Genomic DNA, 14003 nt, shown 5'->3' on the forward strand with positions numbered 1-14003 from the left:
CGGTTGAGCCCGCGCCTACCGGGGGCGGGCTCAACCGGTCATCGTCGTTACTGATGGGCCGACAGCGGACGGCCCTGCCGAGCGACCTCACCGGCATGGCCATAGCGCGAGATGTCCAGACCTTCGGCACTGATCTGCGGCTTCTTGCGCGCGATCAGGTCGGCCAACAGGCGGCCGGAGCCACAGGCCATGGTCCAGCCCAAGGTGCCGTGACCGGTGTTCAGGTACAGGTTGCTCAGCGCGGTGGCGCCGACGATCGGCGTGCCATCCGGGGTAGCCGGGCGCAGGCCGGTCCAGAAACTGGCCTGGCTCAGGTCGCCGCCGCGAGGATAAAGGTCGTTGACGATCATCTCCAGCGTTTCGCGCCGACGCGGGTTCAGAGAGAGGTCGAAGCCGGCGATTTCAGCCATGCCGCCGACCCGGATACGGTTGTCGAAACGGGTGATGGCGACCTTGTAGGTTTCGTCGAGGATGGTCGAAGTCGGCGCCATGGCCGCGTCGGTGATCGGCACGGTCAGCGAATAGCCCTTGAGCGGGTACACCGGGGCCTTGATGCCCAGCGGCTTGAGCAACTGCGGCGAATAGCTGCCCAGCGCCAGGACATAGCGGTCAGCCGTTTCCAGCTTGCCGTCGATCCACACGCCGTTGAGGCGGTCGCCGGCCTGATCCAGGCGCTGGATGTTCTGCCCGAAGCGGAACTCGACACCCAGTTTCACGGCCATTTCCGCGAGTTGGGTGGTGAACAGCTGGCAGTCGCCGGTCTGGTCGTTGGGCAGGCGCAGGGCACCGGCCAGCAGGTGCTTGGCCCCTGCCAGGGCGGGTTCGACACGGGCGATGGCGTCGCGGTCGAGCAATTCGTAGGGCACGCCGGACTGTTCGAGCACGGCGATGTCCTTGGCCGCGGCATCCACCTGGGCCTGGGTGCGGAACAACTGGGTGGTGCCCAGGGTGCGGCTTTCGTAGGCGATGCCGGTTTCGGCGCGCAGTTCGTCGAGGCAGTCGCGACTGTATTCGGACAGCCGCACCATGCGCTCCTTGTTCACCGCATAACGGCTGGCGGTGCAGTTGCGCAGCATCTGCGCCATCCACAGGTACTGATCGACATCGCCGGTGAGCTTGATGGCCAGCGGGGCGTGCCGCTCGAGCAGCCATTTGATGGCCTTGAGCGGAACGCCCGGTGCAGCCCAGGGCGAAGCGTAGCCGGGCGAGATCTGGCCTGCGTTGGCGAAGCTGGTTTCCATGGCCACCGCCGGCTGGCGATCGACCACCGTGACCTCGAAACCTTGCCGGGCCAGGTAGTAGGCACTGGCGGTACCGATCACACCGCTACCAAGTACCAGAACTCGCATCGTCTATCCCTCATGCGCGGCGCACCGCTGTGTTGTTCGAAATGGCATGGATGCGCGCAGTATAAGAATCTCAGGCCAGTGCATTTCACTATATAAGCGCCTATATTTGGCGAGAATTCTCGGCACGAACGCCTTAGACGGAGGGGCATCCCCTATGAGAACCCAGCACCAGAGCAAGCGGGAACTGGACAAGATCGACCGCAACATCTTGCGCATCCTGCAAAGCGACGGGCGCATCTCGTTCACCGAACTGGGCGAGAAAGTCGGGCTGTCCACCACGCCCTGCACCGAGCGCGTGCGCCGTCTGGAACGCGAGGGGATCATCATGGGCTACAACGCCCGGCTCAACCCGCAGCACCTGAAGGGCAGCCTGCTGGTGTTCGTCGAGATCAGCCTGGACTACAAGTCGGGCGATACCTTCGAGGAGTTCCGCCGCGCCGTGCTCAAGCTGCCCCATGTGCTGGAATGCCACCTGGTTTCCGGCGACTTCGATTACCTGGTCAAGGCACGCATCTCGGAGATGGCGTCGTACCGCAAGCTGCTCGGCGACATCCTGCTCAAGCTGCCCCATGTGCGGGAATCGAAAAGCTACATCGTGATGGAGGAGGTGAAGGAGAGCCTCTGCCTGCCGATTCCGGACTGAACCTCAGACCAGCACCTGGCGGGTACTGGCGATGTAACCATGAATCAGTTGCTCGGCCTGCGGCTCGATCGGCGTCTGCGGCCCGCGACCGCGTGGACAGGCCAGGCGCGGGGTGGTGCCGAACAAGCGGCAGATCAGCGGGCGCTCTGTATAGACGGTGCAACCTTGAGGACCGAGGTGCACGCAATCCAGGCGCTGCAAGGCAGCCTCCTGCTCGGCCGCGGTCTTGCGCGGCAGACGCGCCATCTCCGCGCTGGAGGTGGTGACCGGACCGCAGCAGTCGTGGCAGCCGGGCTCGCATTCGAACGAGGGGATGAGTTCGCGCAGGAACTGGATCTTGTGGGTGCAGGTCATGGTCGGCGTGTCATTGAGAGGCCGGGCATTATAGGGCCATTGCCGCCCCCGCGCGCCCCGCTTATCCTCGCAGCTTTTCGCCCAGCCCCAGGAACCCGGCCATGATCCACAGCGCCCAGCACGCTGCCTCCTACTATGCCGCCAGCCGCCTGCCGCAACCGGACTACCCGTGCCTGGAAGGCGAGCACAGCGCCGACGTGTGCATCGTCGGCGGCGGCTACTCAGGGCTCAATACCGCCATCGAACTGGCCGAACGCGGCTTCTCGGTAATCCTGCTCGAGGCCCGGCGCATCGGCTGGGGCGCCAGCGGGCGCAATGGCGGGCAGTTGATTCGCGGCGTGGGCCACGACGTCGAGCAGTTCCTGCCGGTCATCGGCGCAGACGGCGTACGCAGCCTCAAGCTGATGGGCCTGGAAGCCGTGCAGATTGCCCGCGAACGTATCGAGCAGCATGCCATCGCCTGCGACCTGACCTGGGGCTACAGCGACCTCGCCTACAAGCCGGCCGAGCTCGACGGTTTCGCCGCCGACGCCGACGAGTTGCGCAGCCTGGGCTACCGCCACGAGGTGCGCGTGGTGCCCGCATCGCAGATCCGCAGCGTGGTCAATTCGGCCTGCTTCGTCGGCGGCCTGGTGGACATGGGCTCAGGCCACGTGCACCCGCTGAACCTGGCCATCGGCGAGGCGGCCGTCGCGGCGCGCCTGGGCGTGAAGCTGCATGAAGGCTCCGAGGTGACCCGCATCGACTACGGCCCGCAGGTGCAGGTGCACACGGCGCGCGGCCGGGTGCGCGCCAACACCCTGGTGCTGTGCACCAACGCCTATCACAACGACCTGAACCGCGAACTGGGCGGCAAGGTGCTGCCCGCCGGCAGCTACATCATCGCCACCGAGCCGCTGGGCGAGGCCCGCGCTCGCGATTTGCTGCCACAGAACATGGCGGTGTGCGACCAACGCGTGGCGCTGGACTACTTCCGTCTGTCCGCCGACCACCGCTTGCTGTTCGGCGGCGCCTGCCACTATTCCGGGCGTGACCCCAAGGACATCGCCGCCTACATGGGCCCGAAGATGCTCAAGGTGTTCCCGCAACTGGCCGGGGTACGCATCGACTACCAATGGGGCGGCATGATCGGCATCGGCGCCAATCGCCTGCCGCAGATCGGTCGCCTGCCCGAGCAGCCCAATGTGTACTACGCCCAGGCCTACTCGGGTCACGGCCTCAACGCCACGCACCTGGCCGGACGGTTGCTCGGCGAAGCCATCGGCGGTCAGCACGGCGGCCGCTTCGACCTGTTCGCCCAGGTGCCCCATGCCACCTTCCCGGGCGGCAAGTTGCTGCGCTCGCCGCTGCTGGCCTTGGGCATGCTCTGGTACCGGCTCAAGGAACTGCTCTGATCAACCGCGCCAGAATGGCTTGCAGCCTTCTTCCCAGGCCTGCTCGCGGCTCAGACCGATGTCCAGCAACTGCTGGTCGCTGAGCTCGCGCAACTGCTTGCGCGACTGCCAGCGGTGCAGCATCAATCTCCATGAGCCAAGGTCTACCGGAGCGCATGACAGCCTTGAGGGCTGTCCTGCTGCACATTCGTCGGCCTGCAGCATCAATCGCACATCGCTCATTCCGGTCATCGCCGCTTCTCCTTGTGATCGAAACCTGGTGCTAGCATGCACTGGCGGGTTAGCGACGATACAGATCCAAACAAATCTTATTATTCCAATACAGAACTGGCGCAGCCGCAGCTGAATGGCGTATTTTCAGCCGATCTGTATGGTCGCGCCGATCAACCTGCGCAGGAGTATGCCTGTGAACCTGTACATGAACCTGGCCGAGCTGCTCGGCGCGCGCATCGAACAGGGCCTGTACCGCCCAGGCGAGCGCTTGCCCTCGGTGCGGGCGTTGAGCCTGGAGCACGGGGTCAGCCTGAGCACGGTGCAGCAGGCCTATCGGCAGTTGGAAGAGGCGGGCCTGGTATCGCCACGGCCCAAATCGGGTTATTTCGTGGCCGAGCACCTGAGCGTGCCGGCGCTCCCGGCGATCAGCCGTCCGGCGCAGCGGCCGGTGGATATCTCGCAATGGGAGCAGGTGCTGGAACTGGTTCGCGCCAACCCTCGGCCCGACGTGATCCAGCTCGGACGCGGCATGCCGGACATCGAAAGCCCCACCCTCAAACCGCTGCTGCGCAGCCTCGCCCAGCTCAGCCGGCGCCTGGACATGCCGGGGCTGTACTACGACAACATCCACGGCAACCTGGGCCTGCGCGAACAGATCGCGCGCCTGGCGCTGGACTCCGGTTGCACCCTGTCAGCGGGCGACCTGGTGGTCACCACGGGCTGCCATGAGGCGCTGTCGACCAGCATCCGCGCGGTGTGCGAGCCCGGCGACATCGTCGCGGTGGATTCGCCAAGCTTCCACGGCGCCATGCAGACCCTCAAAGGGTTCGGCATGAAGGCGCTGGAGATCCCCACCGACCCGGTCACCGGCATCAGCCTGGAGGCCCTGGAACTGGCACTGGAACAATGGCCGATCAAGCTCATCCAGATCACGCCCAACTGCAACAACCCGCTGGGCTACATCATGCCCGAGGCGCGCAAGAAGGCGCTGCTCACCCTGGCCCAGCGCTATGACGTGGCGATCATCGAGGACGATGTGTACGGCGACCTGGCCTACACCTACCCGCGTCCGCGCACGCTCAAGTCATTCGACGAGGACGGGCGCGTGCTGCTGTGCAGCTCGTTCTCCAAGACCCTCGCCCCGGGCCTGCGGGTCGGCTGGGTGGCGCCGGGGCGCTACCTGGAGCGGGTGCTGCACATGAAGTACATCAGCACCGGCAGCACGGCCTGCCAGCCGCAACTGGCAATCGCCGACTTCATCGCCGAGGGCCATTACCAGCCGCATTTGCGGCGGGTGCGTGCGCAGTATCAGCGTGCCCGCGACCAGATGAGCGACTGGGTCACCCGCTATTTCCCACCCGGCACCCGCGCCAGTCGGCCCCAAGGGGGATTCATGCTGTGGGTCGAGCTGCCGGAGCGTTTCGATACCTTGCGTCTGAACCGCGCCTTGCTCGATCAAGGCGTGCAGATCGCCGTGGGCAGCATCTTCTCGGCCTCGGGCAAGTACCGGCATTGCCTGCGCATGAATTTTGCCGCACGGGCCACGCCGCAGATCGAGGCGGCCGTGCGCAAGGTCGGTGAAACCGCGTGCCGGCTACTGGCGCAGGACGACAACGGCGGGTAACTTTGCACGACCTTGCATGGTCCAAGGTTTCCACGTGACCCGTCGCACAGGACGATCCCCCTTGAGTCTCCAGCGAGCCTTGCCCCTGCTGCTGGCGCTGCTGCTCGGCCTGCAGGGCTGCGCCAGCGTCGATACCCCGCGCGATGTCAGCCAGGCGCTGCCTGCCGCCGACTCCGCCTTCGGCCGCTCGGTGCAGCGCCAGGCCGCGCCCTACGAGGGGCGCTCCGGCTTTCGCCTGCTGCCCAACAGCAGCGAGGCGTTTCGGGCCCGCGCCGAGCTGATCCGCCATGCCCAGACCAGCATCGACCTGCAGTACTACATCGTCCACGACGGGCTCAGCACCCGCGCCCTGGTCCACGAACTGCTGCGTGCCGCCGACCGCGGCGTGCGCGTGCGCATCCTGCTCGACGACACCACCAGCGATGGCCTGGACAGCCTGATCGCCACCCTGGACGCCCACCCGCGCATCCAGATCCGCCTGTTCAATCCGCTGCACCTTGGCCGCAGTACGGGCCTGACCCGCACCCTCGGACGGCTGTTCAACCTGTCGCTGCAACACCGGCGCATGCACAACAAACTGTTCCTGGTCGACAACAGCATGGCCATCGTCGGCGGCCGCAACCTGGGCGATGAGTACTTCGATGCCGAGCCCAACCTCAACTTCACCGACATCGACCTGCTCGGCGTCGGTCCGGTGGCCGAACAGCTCGGGCACAGCTTCGACCAGTACTGGAACAGCGCCTTGAGCCGGCCGATCGGTGATTTTCTCTGGCGCACCCCGGACGCCGACGACCTGCACAGCAGCCGGCAACGGCTGGAGGTCTGGCTGGCACAGGCGCGGGAGAAGCACCCGGCACTGTACGACCGCCTGATGGCCTACCAGACCGAACCGCGCCTGGACACCTGGCGCAACGAGCTGATCTGGGCCCACAGCCAAGCGCTATGGGATGCGCCGAGCAAGGTGCTGTCCAGCGGCGACCCCGATCCGCACCTGCTGATGAGCCAGCAGTTGGCGCCGGACCTGGAGCGCGTGCACCGTGAACTGATCCTGGTGTCGGCCTACTTCGTGCCCGGCGAGCCGGGCCTGCTGTACCTCACCGGCCGTGCCGACGCCGGCGCCTCGGTGAAGCTGCTGACCAACTCGCTGGAGGCCACCGACGTGCCGGCCGTGCATGGCGGCTATGCGCCCTACCGGCGCGCGCTGCTGGAGCATGGGGTGGAGCTGTTCGAACTGCGCCGCCAACCCGGCGATCCGAGTGCCGTACGCGGCGCACTGAGCTTCAAGGGCCAGTCGGATTCGAGCCTGCACAGCAAGGCCATGGTCTTCGACCGGCAGAAGACCTTCATCGGCTCGTTCAACTTCGACCCGCGCTCGGTGCTGTGGAATACCGAAGTGGGAGTGTTGGTCGACAGCCCGGAGCTGGCCGAGTACACCCGCGAGCTGGCCGAACAGGGCATGGCCCCGGCGCTGAGCTACCAGCCCAAGCTGGTTGACGGAAAGATGGTCTGGGTGACCGAGGACAACGGCCAGGTGCACACCCTGACCGAAGAGCCGGGCGACCTGTGGCGACGCTTCAACGCGTGGGTAGCCCAGGCGGTGGGACTGGAGCGAATGCTCTAGTCCCTCACAGCGCGGCCGGCTCGAACGCCCCCGCTCGCCGGGTCAACAACACCAGCCCCGCCGCACCGGCCGCCATCAGCCACAACAGCGCATGGCCGCTGACCCACTGGCTGCCCGCCCCGGCCAGCAGCGGCCCGAGCAGGCAACCGATGCCCCACAACTGCGCCACGTGGGCATTGGCGCGCACCAGCGCGTCGTCACGATAGCGCTCGCCGATGAGGATCAGCGACAGGGTGAACAGCCCTCCGGCGCTGGCGCCGAACAGCACCCAAAGCGGCCAGATCGCGGGGCTATGCAGCAGCAGCGGAATCGCCAGGCTAGACCCCATCAGGCTCACGGCGCAGCCGCTGAACAGAGCCTGCCGGGACATGCGGTCGGCCAACGCGCCAATCGGCAGTTGCAGCACCGCGTCGCCGACCACCACGGTACTGACCATGAACAGCGCCACTTCGGCGGTGAAGCCCTGCTGCAGCACGTAGACCGGCAGCAGCGTGAGAATCATCGCCTCGAAGGCGGCGAACAGGGCGATGGCCCAGGCGATCACTGGCAGGCGCCGACAGAAAGCCAACAGATCGCGAAGGGTCACGCTGCACGCTTCGGTAGTCGGCGCGCCCGTGCGGCCAAACAGCAGCAATGGCGACAGCAGCAGCAGGCCGGTGGCCGCCCAGAAGCCGAAGTCGTCATCCGAACCAAGCACGCCCAACACCAGCGGCCCGGCCAGTTGGCTCAGGGCATAGCTGCTGCCGTAGAGCGCGACCAGACGACCGCGCCACTGCTCGACCACCAACTGGTTGATCCAGCTCTCGCCGAGGATGAACACCACCGTCAGCGAGGTGCCGATCAGCAAGCGCAGCGCCAACCACAACGGATAGCTGGGCAGCAGCGCCAGCAGGCCGATCGACAGCGCCCCGCCCCACAGGCACAGACGCATCGCCGCCGGAACACCGAGCCAGCCAGCCAGACGACTGGCCAGGCTGGCGCCGAGCAGCACGCCGATGGCCGGCATCGCCGCCATCACACCAATAGCGAAACTGCCGTAGCCCCAGCCTTCCAGGCGCAGGGACACCAGCGGCATGCTCACGCCGAGGGCGAGGCCGACACTGAGCACCGAGGCCAGCACGGCAAAGTAGGTGGCCCAACGCATCGGCCTTCTCCTGAACGAAATGCACAAGGCCCACTCGCGGGCCAATCACCGAAGCGATTGACCCGCGAGTGGGCCATTGGGGAGGTTACAGCTTGATCCAGGTCGCTTTCAGTTCGGTGTACTTTTCCAGCGCATGCAGCGACTTGTCGCGGCCGTTGCCAGACTGCTTGAAACCACCGAACGGCGCGGTCATGTCGCCGCCGTCGTACTGATTCACCCAGACGCTGCCAGCGCGCACGGCGCGAGCGGTCTTGTGTGCCTTGGACAGGTCGGCGGTCCAGATGCCAGCGGCCAGGCCGTAAGGCGTGTCGTTGGCGATGGCCACGGCCTCTTCGGCGCTGTCGAAGGCGATCACCGACAGTACCGGACCGAAGATCTCTTCCTGGGCGATCTTCATGGCATTGGTCACGCCGTCGAAGATGGTCGGCTCGACATAGGTACCACCGGTTTCCTCAAGGATGCGCTTGCCGCCGGCCAGCAGCGTGGCGCCGTCCTGATGACCGGCGTCGATGTACGACAGCACGGTGTTCATCTGCTGGGTATCGACCAGCGCGCCTACCGTGGTGGCCGGATCCAGCGGGTTGCCGGGCTTCCAGGCCTTGAGCGCCTCGACCACCATCGGCAGGAAGGTGTCCTTGATCGAGCGCTCGACCAGCAGGCGCGAACCGGCGGTGCAGACCTCGCCCTGGTTGAAGGCGATGGCGCTGGCGGCAGCCTGGGCGGCGGCGTGCAGATCAGGCGCGTCGGCGAAGACGATGTTCGGGCTCTTGCCACCGGCTTCGAGCCAGATGCGCTTCATGTTCGACTCGCCGGCATACACCATCAGTTGCTTGGCGATGCGCGTGGAGCCGGTGAACACCAGGGTGTCCACGTCCATGTGCAGGGCCAGGGCCTTGCCGACCGTGTGGCCATAGCCTGGCAGCACGTTCAGCACACCCGCCGGGATACCGGCCTCGATGGCCAACTGGGCGATGCGGATGGCAGTCAGCGGCGATTTCTCGGAAGGCTTGAGCACCACCGAGTTGCCGGTGGCCAGCGCCGGGCCGAGTTTCCAGCAGGCCATCATCAGGGGGAAGTTCCACGGCACGATGGCACCGACCACACCCACCGGCTCGCGGGTGACCAGGCCGAGCTGGTCATGGGGCGTTGGGGCCACTTCGTCGTAGACCTTGTCGATGGCCTCGGCGGTCCAGTGGATGGCGTTGGCTGCGCCGGGGATGTCGATGCTGGAGGAGTCGCTGATCGGCTTGCCCATGTCCAGGGTTTCCAGCAGCGCCAGTTCCTCGACATGCTGGCGCAGCAGGCCGGCGAAACGGATGAGCGTGGCCTTGCGCTTGGCTGGCGGCAGTTGCGACCAGACACCCGAAGCGAAGGTGGCGCGAGCATTTTCTACCGCGCGGTTGGCATCGGCCTGGTCGCAACTGGCAACCTTGGCCAGGAAGCGCCCGTCGACCGGGCTCAGGCACTCGAAAGTATCGCCGGAGGCGGCGTCGGTATAGTGGCCGTCGATGAAGGCGCGGCCTTCGATCTTCAGTTGCTGGGCACGTTGTTCCCAATCCGCACGCGTCAAGGTGGTCATACGAAACTCCTCCTCTTGTTGAAGTGCAGCCCCGTACCGAGGACTCACGGGCACTGTCGGATATGCTGGCCGGGCGACGAGCGCACACGGGCATCCGACACCCTAAACCAGGCCTGACAAACTATCAATATATTTGACACTAAAGGCCAAAATGCCTACTGATGTGCATTTTATTAAACAATCAACGTCTTGAACCAAAAGGGTATCCAGCATGAGCATCGACCGCATCATCGATTTCGCCCAAGCCCTGACCGAGGCCGAGCGCTACCGCCCAGCGGCGGAAAAGATCCTCAAGGGTGATCCCGACCAGGCCGTGTACAACCACTATTCCAGTCCTTGTGGGCAGTTCGCGGCAGGGGTCTGGGAAGGTGAGCTGGGGCAGTGGACGGTGAACTACACCGAGCACGAATACTGCGAGATCGTCCAGGGCGTATCGGTGCTGCGCGATGAAGACGGCAACACCAAGACCCTGCGCGCGGGTGATCGCTTCGTCATTCCGGCCGGTTTCAAGGGCACCTGGGAGGTGCTGGAGCCGTGCCGCAAGATTTATGTGATGTTCGAGCAACGCTGATCGCTTGGGCAGGATTATCTACCGCCGCTGTACAACCGCCGAGGGTGAACATGGGCGTGTCCAATTCGGACCATTCAGGAGAGCCACCCATGTTCATCGAAAAGACCACCGGCCAAGCCATCGAAACCTGCGGTACCGCCATGACTGACACCCAAGTCAACGAAGCCATGCAGAGTTTGATCGGCAAGACCTATACCGACGCGATCCGTGACGAGCTGAAACAGACCACTGGCCGTCCGGTCACCGGGCCAGCCGACATCGTCACCCGTGAGCTGAATCCTCAGCGCATCAACCTGCGTACCGACGCGCAGGGTGTGATCAGCGGTGTCGACTTCGGTTGATCCCACTGGCCGAACGTTTAGGACCGCTTCCATCGGAAGCGGTTTTTTTCGCCTGACAGGTAGTTGGCGGCTACTTTGCGCGTTGCAATCCTCAATTACCGCTCGGCCAAGATGCCGCCACCTGAACATAGCGGTGTCCAATGTCGGACAGCAGATCAGGAGTACGCAGCATGACCACCGACATTCTCGGCCCGGTTCGCCATATCATCGGCTCGCGATACGTGGAAACCGTGCAGGCCTATGCGCTCGAACTGACCGGCTTGAAGGCTGTGAGGATCGTAAAAGGCGATGCAGACCTGCGCGATTACCGCCCAGATCAACTGCGCATCTACGTGGATGACAGTGGCTTCATCACGAACCTGGCCAATGCCTGAAGTCTGGCGCTGTCGAAAACCGCTTCCCTACCGAAGCGTTTTTTTCTGCACCTAGATATCTACCGCGTCTCGGCCCACAGGATGATCGACCATCGTTCGGTCTCGACTGGAGGCTTATCGAAAAGGACGCGATCATGGACAGCCAACAAGCGACACACGCTCTGCAGCACCTGCTGGGCACCCGTTTCGTACCCAGCGCAGTGAGCTACATGAAGGAACTGGCCGGCGTGAGCAATGCTGAGCAGGTCGGTGAAGTCATCACGCTGCAAGCGCGCCATGACGTCGTGCTGTACAGCGTCGAAGACGGTAACATCACCTTCGTTGCAGCCCACGTCTAAGCCTGCCGAGCATCGCCTGGCATAAAAAAACCCGCCTTCTTGCGAAGGCGGGTTTTTTTCAGGTCGCCGATCAATTACTTGATCTTGGCTTCCTTGTACACCACGTGCTTGCGAACGACCGGATCGTATTTCTTGATCTCGATCTTGTCCGGGGTGGTGCGCTTGTTCTTGTCGGTGGTGTAGAAGTGGCCAGTGCCAGCACTCGAAACCAGACGGATCAATTCACGCATGACGTTCTCCTTAGAACTTTTCGCCGCGAGCGCGCAGCTCGGCCAGCACTACGTCGATACCACGCTTGTCAATGACGCGCATGCCTTTGGCGGAAACGCGCAGACGCACGAAACGCTTCTCGGACTCGACCCAGAAACGGTGATGCTGCAGGTTCGGCAGGAAACGACGACGGGTTTTGTTGTTTGCGTGGGAAATGTTATTCCCGGTTACCGGACCCTTACCGGTAACTTGACAGACTCTCGACATGCCTCAGCCCTCTAAAACCACATGCCCAACCCGGCATGGGTTGGCCGCTTAATCTCTCAGTCTATGGCGCCAAGGCGCCGTGTTTCTGGGGGTCTTATCGAACCGGCTCGAATGAGCGACAGACCGAGCCCCTAGAAAAGAGCGCTGCTTTATACCAGAAAGGGTCGACCACAACAACAGAAGATGCACATTCCAGGCGGGTCGATTGCGCCGGGCCAGCATAGCGACAAGGCTTGCGCACTGTCGACCGCTCGTCGCCGCGCGGCGCAAAAATCCGGTAGCCATTTGCCAAGCGGCACTCTAGGGTTAGAGCTTTCCGCTTCCAGACTGCACTGGCAGATGGGCCACTGACCAGCCGAGGATCCCGCATGCGCGTCGCCGCCCTTTCCGTTCTGTTCTCTTCCCTGTTCGTCGCGGGTCTGGCCCAGGCAGCGCCGCTGTCGGTGTGCACCGAGGCCAGCCCCGAAGGTTTCGATGTGGTCCAGTACAACTCGCTGACCACCACCAATGCCTCGGCCGATGTGCTGATGAATCGCCTGGTCGAGTTCGACGCTGGCCAGGGCAAGGTGGTGCCGAGCCTGGCGCAAGCCTGGACCGTGTCCGACGATGGCCTGACCTACGACTTCACCCTACGCGATGGCGTGAAATTCCACAGTACCGACTACTTCAAGCCTACCCGCACGCTGAACGCCGACGACGTGCTGTTCAGCTTCCAGCGCATGCTGTATCCGGCCCACGCCTGGCACAAGACCGCGCCGGGCGGCTATCCGCATGCCCAGTCGCTGCAACTGGGCAGCCTGATCAAGTCGATCGAGGCGCCTGACCCGCAGCACGTGCGCTTCGTCCTGAGCCACCCCGACGCCACGTTCCTGGCCACGCTGAGCATGGGCTTCGCTTCGATCTACTCCGCCGAGTACGCCGACAAGCTGCTCAAGGCCGGCACCCCGGAGAAACTCAACAGCCAGCCGATCGGCACCGGCCCGTTCGTTTTCCAGCGCTTCCAGAAGGACGCGGTGGTGCGCTATCGCGCCAATCCCGACTATTTCGACGGCAAGCCTGCGGTCGATCCGCTAATCTTCGCCATCGCTACCGACCCCAACGTGCGCCTGCAGAAGCTCAAGCGCAACGAGTGCCAGGTGGCGCTCTCGCCCAAGCCACTGGACATCACCGAAGCCACCCAGGACGGCAACCTCAAGGTCGCCTCCACCCCGGCCTTCATGACCGCTTTCGTCGCCCTGAACAGCGAGCACCCGCCGCTGGACAAGCCTGAGGTGCGCCAGGCCATCAACCTGGCCTTCGACAAGTCGGCCTACGTCAAAGCCGTGTTCGACGACACCGCCACCGCCGCCAACGGCCCCTACCCGCCCAACACCTGGAGCTACGCCAAGGACTTGCCCGGCTACAGCCTGAACCTGAAAAAGGCCAAGGCGCTGCTGACCAAAGCGGGCCTGGGCGAGGGCTTCAGCACCACGATCTGGACCCGACCTTCGGGCAGCCTGCTCAATCCCAACCCCAGCCTCGGCGCTCAGATGCTCCAGGCCGACCTGGCCAAGGTCGGCATCAAGGCCGAAATCCGCACCATCGAATGGGGCGAGCTGATCCGCCGCGCCAAGGCCGGCGAGCATGACTTGCTGTTCATGGGCTGGGCGGGCGACAACGGTGACCCGGACAACTTCCTCACGCCACAGTTTTCCTGCGCGGCGGTGAAGTCCGGGACCAACTTCGCACGCTTCTGCGACAGCCGCCTGGATCAGTTGATCAACGCTGGGCGTACCACCAACGACCAGAGCGTGCGCAGCCGCCTGTACCAGCAGGCGCAGACCTTGATCCAGCAGCAGGCGCTGTGGCTGCCCCTGGCTCACCCCACTGCCGCGACCTTGCTCAGCAAGCGCGTGGAGGGGTATCAGGTGAGTCCGTTCGGGCGCGTGGACTTCAGCAAGGTGTCGGTGGAGCGTTGATCGGCCGCCGATCACCGCCGACT

The 14003-nt window shown here is 64.5% G+C and carries 16 protein-coding genes; 9 read left to right on the forward strand and 7 right to left on the reverse strand.

The window, feature by feature from the left end; translation table 11 throughout:
* Positions 1 to 47: 47 nt before the first annotated feature.
* Positions 48 to 1349, reverse strand: a complete 1302-nt coding sequence (gene dadA, locus Q7C30_RS16655; RefSeq protein WP_317872163.1) for a D-amino acid dehydrogenase — start codon at positions 1347 to 1349, stop codon at positions 48 to 50.
* A gap of 154 nt (positions 1350 to 1503) precedes the next feature.
* On the opposite strand from dadA, the gene dadR reads away from it, so the two are divergent.
* Positions 1504 to 1992: a transcriptional regulator DadR gene (gene dadR, locus Q7C30_RS16660; RefSeq protein WP_039581953.1), complete on the forward strand. Its 489-nt coding sequence runs from the start codon at positions 1504 to 1506 to the stop codon at positions 1990 to 1992.
* 3 nt (positions 1993 to 1995) lie between these two features.
* Here the strand turns inward: dadR and Q7C30_RS16665 are convergent, their stop codons facing one another.
* Positions 1996 to 2346: a YkgJ family cysteine cluster protein gene (locus tag Q7C30_RS16665; RefSeq protein WP_317872164.1), complete on the reverse strand. Its 351-nt coding sequence runs from the start codon at positions 2344 to 2346 to the stop codon at positions 1996 to 1998.
* Positions 2347 to 2447: 101 nt separating this feature from the next.
* On the opposite strand from Q7C30_RS16665, the gene Q7C30_RS16670 reads away from it, so the two are divergent.
* Complete coding sequence (locus Q7C30_RS16670; protein WP_317872165.1) at positions 2448 to 3740, forward strand: FAD-binding oxidoreductase; 1293 nt, start codon at positions 2448 to 2450, stop codon at positions 3738 to 3740.
* Here the strand turns inward: Q7C30_RS16670 and Q7C30_RS16675 are convergent, their stop codons facing one another.
* Positions 3741 to 3971: a DUF1127 domain-containing protein gene (locus Q7C30_RS16675; protein WP_317872166.1), complete on the reverse strand. Its 231-nt coding sequence runs from the start codon at positions 3969 to 3971 to the stop codon at positions 3741 to 3743.
* Positions 3972 to 4146: 175 nt separating this feature from the next.
* On the opposite strand from Q7C30_RS16675, the gene Q7C30_RS16680 reads away from it, so the two are divergent.
* Both Q7C30_RS16680 and Q7C30_RS16685 read left to right on the forward strand, forming a co-directional pair.
* Positions 4147 to 5577, forward strand: a complete 1431-nt coding sequence (locus tag Q7C30_RS16680) for a PLP-dependent aminotransferase family protein (protein WP_317872167.1) — start codon at positions 4147 to 4149, stop codon at positions 5575 to 5577.
* Between the two features lie 61 nt (positions 5578 to 5638).
* Positions 5639 to 7198 (forward strand): phospholipase D family protein, encoded by a 1560-nt coding sequence (locus Q7C30_RS16685; protein ID WP_295484126.1) that lies wholly within the window; start codon positions 5639 to 5641, stop codon positions 7196 to 7198.
* A 4-nt stretch (positions 7199 to 7202) separates the two neighbouring features.
* Here Q7C30_RS16685 and Q7C30_RS16690 read toward each other — a convergent pair whose 3' ends face one another.
* Together Q7C30_RS16690 and Q7C30_RS16695 are read right to left on the reverse strand one after the other, a co-directional pair.
* Complete coding sequence (locus Q7C30_RS16690; protein WP_317872168.1) at positions 7203 to 8342, reverse strand: MFS transporter; 1140 nt, start codon at positions 8340 to 8342, stop codon at positions 7203 to 7205.
* Between the two features lie 85 nt (positions 8343 to 8427).
* Complete coding sequence (locus Q7C30_RS16695; RefSeq protein ID WP_029613169.1) at positions 8428 to 9921, reverse strand: aldehyde dehydrogenase; 1494 nt, start codon at positions 9919 to 9921, stop codon at positions 8428 to 8430.
* Between the two features lie 211 nt (positions 9922 to 10132).
* On the opposite strand from Q7C30_RS16695, the gene Q7C30_RS16700 reads away from it, so the two are divergent.
* The 4 genes from Q7C30_RS16700 to Q7C30_RS16715 all read left to right on the forward strand — a co-directional run bounded on the left by Q7C30_RS16700 (position 10133) and on the right by Q7C30_RS16715 (position 11545).
* Positions 10133 to 10492, forward strand: a complete 360-nt coding sequence (locus tag Q7C30_RS16700; RefSeq protein WP_029613170.1) for a cupin domain-containing protein — start codon at positions 10133 to 10135, stop codon at positions 10490 to 10492.
* An 89-nt stretch (positions 10493 to 10581) separates the two neighbouring features.
* Positions 10582 to 10833: an I78 family peptidase inhibitor gene (locus Q7C30_RS16705; RefSeq protein WP_317872169.1), complete on the forward strand. Its 252-nt coding sequence runs from the start codon at positions 10582 to 10584 to the stop codon at positions 10831 to 10833.
* 170 nt (positions 10834 to 11003) lie between these two features.
* Positions 11004 to 11207 carry a hypothetical protein gene (locus Q7C30_RS16710; protein WP_295484141.1) on the forward strand — a complete coding sequence of 68 codons (204 nt, stop codon included), beginning with the start codon at positions 11004 to 11006 and terminating at the stop codon, positions 11205 to 11207.
* Positions 11208 to 11341: 134 nt separating this feature from the next.
* Positions 11342 to 11545, forward strand: coding sequence for a hypothetical protein (locus Q7C30_RS16715; protein ID WP_317872170.1), 204 nt, complete (start codon positions 11342 to 11344; stop codon positions 11543 to 11545).
* Between the two features lie 74 nt (positions 11546 to 11619).
* Here the strand turns inward: Q7C30_RS16715 and rpmG are convergent, their stop codons facing one another.
* Together rpmG and rpmB are read right to left on the reverse strand one after the other, a co-directional pair.
* Positions 11620 to 11775 (reverse strand): 50S ribosomal protein L33, encoded by a 156-nt coding sequence (gene rpmG, locus Q7C30_RS16720; RefSeq protein ID WP_003253507.1) that lies wholly within the window; start codon positions 11773 to 11775, stop codon positions 11620 to 11622.
* A 10-nt stretch (positions 11776 to 11785) separates the two neighbouring features.
* Entirely contained in the window at positions 11786 to 12022 is a 237-nt protein-coding gene (gene rpmB / locus Q7C30_RS16725; RefSeq protein ID WP_003258972.1) for a 50S ribosomal protein L28, read from the reverse strand.
* A 368-nt stretch (positions 12023 to 12390) separates the two neighbouring features.
* Between rpmB and Q7C30_RS16730 the strand changes: the two genes are divergently transcribed.
* Positions 12391 to 13980, forward strand: coding sequence for an ABC transporter substrate-binding protein (locus Q7C30_RS16730; protein WP_317872171.1), 1590 nt, complete (start codon positions 12391 to 12393; stop codon positions 13978 to 13980).
* The last annotated feature ends 23 nt before the right edge of the window (positions 13981 to 14003 follow it).

The organism is Pseudomonas sp. RAC1, from assembly GCF_030658255.1.
In the GTDB taxonomy this organism is placed as follows: Bacteria; Pseudomonadota; Gammaproteobacteria; order Pseudomonadales; family Pseudomonadaceae; genus Aquipseudomonas; species Aquipseudomonas boreofloridensis.

Excerpts from the sequence above, each read along its gene's own strand:
- rpmB (WP_003258972.1), bottom strand. The coding sequence starts at position 12,022 with ATGTCGAGAGTCTGTCAAGTTACCGGTAAGGGTCCGGTAACCGGGAAT.
- Q7C30_RS16690 (WP_317872168.1), bottom strand. The coding sequence starts at position 8,342 with ATGCGTTGGGCCACCTACTTTGCCGTGCTGGCCTCGGTGCTCAGTGTC.
- Q7C30_RS16715 (WP_317872170.1), top strand. The coding sequence starts at position 11,342 with ATGGACAGCCAACAAGCGACACACGCTCTGCAGCACCTGCTGGGCACC.
- dadA (WP_317872163.1), bottom strand. The coding sequence starts at position 1,349 with ATGCGAGTTCTGGTACTTGGTAGCGGTGTGATCGGTACCGCCAGTGCC.
- Q7C30_RS16700 (WP_029613170.1), top strand. The coding sequence starts at position 10,133 with ATGAGCATCGACCGCATCATCGATTTCGCCCAAGCCCTGACCGAGGCC.
- Q7C30_RS16670 (WP_317872165.1), top strand. The coding sequence starts at position 2,448 with ATGATCCACAGCGCCCAGCACGCTGCCTCCTACTATGCCGCCAGCCGC.
- dadR (WP_039581953.1), top strand. The coding sequence starts at position 1,504 with ATGAGAACCCAGCACCAGAGCAAGCGGGAACTGGACAAGATCGACCGC.
- Q7C30_RS16730 (WP_317872171.1), top strand. The coding sequence starts at position 12,391 with ATGCGCGTCGCCGCCCTTTCCGTTCTGTTCTCTTCCCTGTTCGTCGCG.
- Q7C30_RS16665 (WP_317872164.1), bottom strand. The coding sequence starts at position 2,346 with ATGACCTGCACCCACAAGATCCAGTTCCTGCGCGAACTCATCCCCTCG.
- Q7C30_RS16710 (WP_295484141.1), top strand. The coding sequence starts at position 11,004 with ATGACCACCGACATTCTCGGCCCGGTTCGCCATATCATCGGCTCGCGA.
- rpmG (WP_003253507.1), bottom strand. The coding sequence starts at position 11,775 with ATGCGTGAATTGATCCGTCTGGTTTCGAGTGCTGGCACTGGCCACTTC.
- Q7C30_RS16675 (WP_317872166.1), bottom strand. The coding sequence starts at position 3,971 with ATGACCGGAATGAGCGATGTGCGATTGATGCTGCAGGCCGACGAATGT.
- Q7C30_RS16705 (WP_317872169.1), top strand. The coding sequence starts at position 10,582 with ATGTTCATCGAAAAGACCACCGGCCAAGCCATCGAAACCTGCGGTACC.
- Q7C30_RS16695 (WP_029613169.1), bottom strand. The coding sequence starts at position 9,921 with ATGACCACCTTGACGCGTGCGGATTGGGAACAACGTGCCCAGCAACTG.